Genomic DNA, 6,299 nt, shown 5'->3' on the forward strand with positions numbered 1-6,299 from the left:
GGTGAGAGTCCGTCGTTTATGCCATCGGCAACCCAGAGAGTGATACAGAACCTGACGAATCCACAACCTTTGACGACGATGGGTCAGGGCTGATTCCATAAGGAATCTGACGGAACTCCATACTACATACTAGACTGTGGGTTAGGATTTTTACGCAGTTAAAGCCCTCTGATCACGCCTGTGAAAGGCACGTATCGCAATCCCCCGGGAAACCATGTAGGTCAATCTATCAGGTGTTATCATGCCAGACTTAAAAATACCCAAGAATATTCATTATGTTGTTGTCGGTCCTATTAAAGATTGGGAGCTTACTTACCTGAAAATATGGACCAAAGTGAACCCACACCATAAAATCTATGTATCGGCTCCCAGCGATTTAATATACCAAAGAATTTTATATTCGCTGCTGTTTTCTGAGAGAATAAAACAAACTATTGAAACAGATTATCCCGCTAATATTGCGCAATTGAGACTTAGCATTTGGCAAAAAATCGATGCTTTTATGAGTAGAAACACTGCCATAGGAACAATGGATATAATGAATGGCGACTTTTCAGACAGTGTAAAGAGGTCGTTTATCACCCAATGGACTAAAACCAACCATATCTTAAATCAAATCAAAACATCTATTGAAAATGTCGTTATTAGAAGACATCTGAGTAATTTTGAAAAAGGTAATAGTGAATATATCAGGCACACTTTAAGCCTTAAAAAAACCTTGACAACCGAAAGACTTATAGGGCTTTTTCATGAATTTAATCTTGGAGGGGTATATATTGATAAAGGAATACTGCCAAGACCAAAAGTAGAGATCATTCCAAGAGGGAGCAGTTCGTTCATATCTATATTGGGAGAGGGATTGAGTTGGAGTGATAGAGAGCAGTTAGAAAGAGCCATCATACGTACTTGTTTGGAAAAAATGTTTGCAGATGGAATTATTCCTGACCCTGGCCCTTACTTTAAGGGATACGATATAAACCTGTCACAAGAAGAATACAACTTAGTTAAAAATATCGTAGAAACAAACAGTATCACAAATCTATTTGATGGTTTGAAGCAACGTGATCTAACGGATTCTACACGTTATAAAGTATTTTTCGGTAGAGAATCCGTTTTTAAAGAAAAGAGTTTACCCGGATATCTTGATGATTCAATCCAGCCAACAATATTCGAATCTCGCAAAAACAACCCATTTATAGGACTAATTATTAAAGAATCCTTATTTTTTTACAATACTTTAGAAGCTTTAAAAAAAGATAAAACAAGAAAAGAAGAACGCATACCGAGAATAAAGTCGGCTATGACTAAATTCTATAAAGATCATGATGTTACTGTCTCCGACGTAAGCATCAGTAAAGCTGCAACGATGTTATCCGAGCTTTCATACAATAACGGTAATTTTGACCACCAGATTTTCGCAAAACTAGGTTATGATGCTTTTGATAGATTAAGAAGAATGAATATCAAAAGAAGACCTACAATTATCAATACTTATGACTTATCAGTGAACAGTCCCTTCTATGATATAAACTCTTATGCCATTAATTATGACCTGCCAGAAATAGTGCCTCAGCGACCATATGAAAATTTAATAATAATTAATGTTCCTAAGATTCGGGACAATATGGTAGAGTCTTTGAGAAAGTGTTATGAACATTATAACAAGTACCGCACTCAAGATGGCAGAAGCGTTTTGTATAACATTGTTAATGATGATACAAACGTTTTGTATAACGTTTTTAATGATCATACAAAGGAAACTCTAAGACTTGAAGTAATTTCAGGAAAACCATTCAGAAATATCGGCGAAGACACTAAAGTCTTCATTACCGGGAGTATTGATTTCTCTGATATCAAGTCGAATGACATTTATCCTGTCTACTCCCGATCCTTAGTGAGAAAGCTATCATCAGTTTTAAGCCTGACGATACCCAAGGATACCAACTTGCAAAGCATAGCGTTCTCTTTTGATAACTCCGCACAAAACATCCCGGATTATGCGGGTGTATTGGATGCTAGCCAGAAAGATTATATTGTACCTGAAGTTCTGAGGGAGTTGGCCAAAAAAGGTATCCGTGCAAATTCAGCTGTTGCAGTTCGAGGGTACTTATCAGCAGGCGTTCCTCGGCAAACTACCGGTGGTGATCCTGCCAGACCGTCAACCTCGGGAGATACGCTCAATCCTGAATTAAACCGTATCGTTTTTACCCTGAATAACGACAACACCGTTGCATACACAGCCAAGTTCGGGTTGGATTCCCTTGACCCTGAAAATGAGTTTTATGCCAGACCCAAAATTGATATTCGCGAATCCACATTCACAGATCAGTTGTTCGAATCCATAATCGTTGAGGATCCGCAGGGCTCGGTCAGTTCCGAAATCCAAAAGGCTGTTCTCGAAAACCTTGTCGAAAGACAGCGTATCATTGAAGATGATTTGTTCGGAGGCATAACTGACAGGTCTACCTTTGCCGCACAGGAAGGTAGACTGCTCGATAACATAGTTGACTATCGGCTTGCCCATCCCGATCAGAGAAAAGATGCTCAAAAATTCACATTAAGCAACGACTTCCAAGCCGCGATCTTTTACGGATTAGTGGAGCAACCGGCGACTGAAAATGTTGCTTTCGTCCATCCGGATGAAAGAGAAACTAATCGCTTGAAAGACACACTCCGCCTGGCGCTGGAATCTTCCTCGTACACTGATTGGCTTGCTCGCTATGCCAGTCGTTTCACTGCGTTCAACCTGGCCAACCAGCTTGAGCGGGAAATGCACAACTTCCAGACTGAAGAAGCAAAGGCCAGGGCCTTCGAAAACCTCAAAAGACGAATAGAGGCAAGGTCATACTATATTTACAATGTCGATCCCACAACGGCAGAGGGTGCTGCCGAGCTTAACGCAGAATTCAAAAATGATTTCGACAACGTCGATCTTCTCACAGCCCAGCCACCGGGTTATTGCAACAGGCGCCGAAGATCAGCCGATGCCAACAGCTGTAATGCCAGACGCAAAGAACTGGCCAATGCCATCCGGTTACTGTCTGACGCCAACACCCAACTCTATCTCCGGGACCGCACCACTGATATCGCCCTGCTGGATACCTCCGACGATTCGGAACGATGGCTGCAGACGTTTTTCACCCGCTTCCGTCGCCGGGAAGGCAAGGCAGACCTGGCAGACACCCGGGGCCAGCACTACGTCATTGCCCTGGACAACGCCTCGTTTACCCGTGCCCAACAGCAAATAAAAGCCAAGACTCTCAGTGGCCAGCCCCTGTTGCTGAAAGCCACCCCCTCTGCCGGTTATGTGCTGCTCACGCCCGGGGGCCGGGTGCAGTCCGCCATCGCCGGGGGAGACGGCAACCGCATCACTGTCCTCGGTCGGACAGCCAGACTGATCGCTCCGGCATTGACGACACTGGTCACAGATTTCACCGCTGACAGCTACATCAGCAGCCTGACCGTCAGCGATCTTCCCGGTAGTGAACAGCCCCGCGGCATCAAGGCTCTCAACGCCCTGAAAACCTTCATCACCCGCTCCTCCGCCAACGGCAAGCCCCTGGTGGGCGAGCTGGTGATCGAGCCCCAGAGCCACAGCGACAAGGTGTTCAAACGACTGGTGACGGATACCGAGCGCCTGATGCCGAAGGACCGCCCGGCGGTAGAGACTCTGGTACTGCGCTCCCCGGCCAGCGGACAACCGGAATACCGGCTGTTTACCGATGAAACCCGGGTGCTGATGTCACCGCCAGCGGATTCAAAAGCCCTCCGGAATTTGCCGTCCAGCCCCTCTTCGGTGTCCGTGCAGCCTCAAACAGTGACTCAAACCGATACGGCGGTGGACAGTCTGTCCGCTGTCGCCAGGGAACGAAACGAATTCAGGCAGCGGCTGCTGGAATTTGACACCGCCCTGGAGGGCATTAAAACCCGGCACTCACTCTCCGATAACATGATCCCCCTGCTGGATACCCTCCGTCGGAACAGGCAGGGTTGGCGCATGGACTTTATGGAGCCCGATACCCTGACCCGAAAGAACATCCGGTTTACCTCCGGCGCCTTTGACCGCTTCCAGGGCTTTCTCAAAGGCACGGGTCGTCCGGGGTTGTCATCAACGGTAAAGGGGAAAAAAGCACCCGTCGACGGTATGGGCATTGCCAGCTCTTTCCTGGACCTTTACGACCTGATCGCCGGGATTGCCCCCGTTGGACATCATCACAAAAAACCCCCGCCCCGGAATATGACGGACACCGAACGGCAGATTCATATCGGCCGTAAGACGCTTTATTATTCGGCGCTGGCATTACAAGGGCTTGACCTGGCCGATCTCGGGCGTCAGGTGATCATGATGGACACGCCAACCTCCAGGCAGCCATTTTCTTCCCGTCAAACCGCGCCAAAGCTGCCCTCGAAAATCAGATCGGGCAAGTTGCCCAAGGGGGTAAAATTAGCCAAAGGGCTAGGTAAAGCAGGCAAAGCAGGTCTTGCCCTGTCTGCTGTGAGTTTCGGCGTTCAGGCAGGCAGTCTCACCCTGACCGTGATTGAATATGAGAACGAAGAGGACCCGGACGTCAAAAAACTCCTGGAATCCAGGGTGATCTTTGAGTCGGTGGATACCGCTATCTCCGGCCTTTCAATGGTGCTCGGGCCAATCGGGTACTTTATTAGCGGTCTGATGCACTTCGTCAGGGGCGTTTTTGAGCAATATTACAAAAAGAAGGTAGAAAAGCTGGCCTATAAAAAGTTACAGGACGCCTCGGGTGAGGCGGCCCGCTTCTTTGACCCGATTCACGACCAACTGGATCCCGGAAAATTCCTGGCCAACAACAACCAGACCCTCAATGCTTTGATGAGTGAGGACGGCAACCTCCTGACCCTGAACATCAAGTCCATCGACCTGGTGAACAAAACCCTGACCTTCGGAGGCGGCTATTCATTCCAGCCCTTCCTGATCGCCGGAAAAAAAGGCGACTGGGACTATTGCAAGGATAAGAAATATGTACCTAACGGTCCCATCGAGAAATGCGCCAGCGATATCAACCAGATCCACTACTACCAGAAGCCTTTTAACCTGATCAAAAATGCCCTGAGGACACTGTGCCGGACGGAGTCGCGCTTAACCAGGTACCAATGCTCAGATGGGAAGTTTCACCTCCCGGAGCAGATGATCGACAAAAAGATGATTTTGATGCCTGCCACACCCGAGTCGACAGTCAAACTCTTCTACAGTCCATTTAGCCAGTCCTCCAAGGCGAGTAAGCCAGAAAGCCATTCTCCCGGTGCACGACTCCTGAATGCCGTCAGTGGTGGTAAAATAAAAACCTTGTACCAGAAAAAGGTGAGAAAGACCAAGTTCATCGAGTGTGACAGGTTTTCAGACAGTGAGTGCGACGTCTCCTACAACCATCAATACCTTGGCCAGATTTTCACCCGTACGAGCGGCTTGAAGTACATTGCCTCAACCACTCGCGTGGATCTCGATGAAAAAGATTACATCTTCGTCTTGCACAAGATCGGCAAATTCTCCCAGCTGCTGACTTACGACCTGTATAGCCGTGAAGGGGCCAACAACACCCATCTCCTGATATCTGACGGTGACCACTTCATCCGCGTTCACCCCCGGGGGAAGACGGCCTCTACCTGGGTGCTGAACTACAATGGGCAGCGGTCCTATAACTGCATTGCCGGGGGCGGCAGCTGGGTTCAGCGTTGTTCATCCCAGCTGAACCAGACCGAACAAACCTGGACCGTGACGCTGGGTGAGACCCGTTTCCAGTTTCCTGTCCCGACACCGGACACCCCGTACAGAGTGATAGTCCAGGATGCCAGCGCACGGTTTGAGTGGAGGGCGCCGGATCTCAAAGTAATTCACCAGTTATACGACACCAGCGACCTGAACAAAAAGGTGTTAAGGGCGCCAACGCTGCGCGGAATAATCGCCGTTCAACCCGCTGCCAGCCGGTTTCTGCCGCTGGAGCTGCAAAGGTGCGATGCCTCATTCCTTGCCAACTGCATGGCCAATGCACCGGCGCAGTGGCTCAAAATACCCTACCGGTGGTCGATGACCGGTTCCCGTGATTCAATACCCAGGCGCCACCGCCCGCCGGCTAAACAAAACCCGCACTGGTTGCGACACCGTAAGCGCTGTCAACGAGAGGCCGAAGCGTATCGCGAAACACCCTATTCCTGCTTCCCTGACAAGCTGGGACTGGCCGAAGCAAACTGGGCTAAGTTAGACCGGGTGAAGCTCTGGTTCGATACTCATCACAACGCGGAAATCCAGCTCATCACTCCCAGTGACC

General features: G+C 48.6%; 1 protein-coding gene. It reads left to right on the forward strand.

Going from position 1 to position 6,299, the window contains the following annotated elements; genetic code table 11:
- Positions 1-1,300 precede the first annotated feature (1,300 nt).
- On the forward strand, positions 1,301-6,299 hold a 4,999-nt coding region (locus KBW69_RS23010; RefSeq protein ID WP_257282450.1), incomplete at its 3' end, for a hypothetical protein.

Source organism: Endozoicomonas sp. ISHI1, from assembly GCF_024606225.1.
Taxonomy (GTDB): domain Bacteria; phylum Pseudomonadota; class Gammaproteobacteria; order Pseudomonadales; family Endozoicomonadaceae; genus Endozoicomonas_A.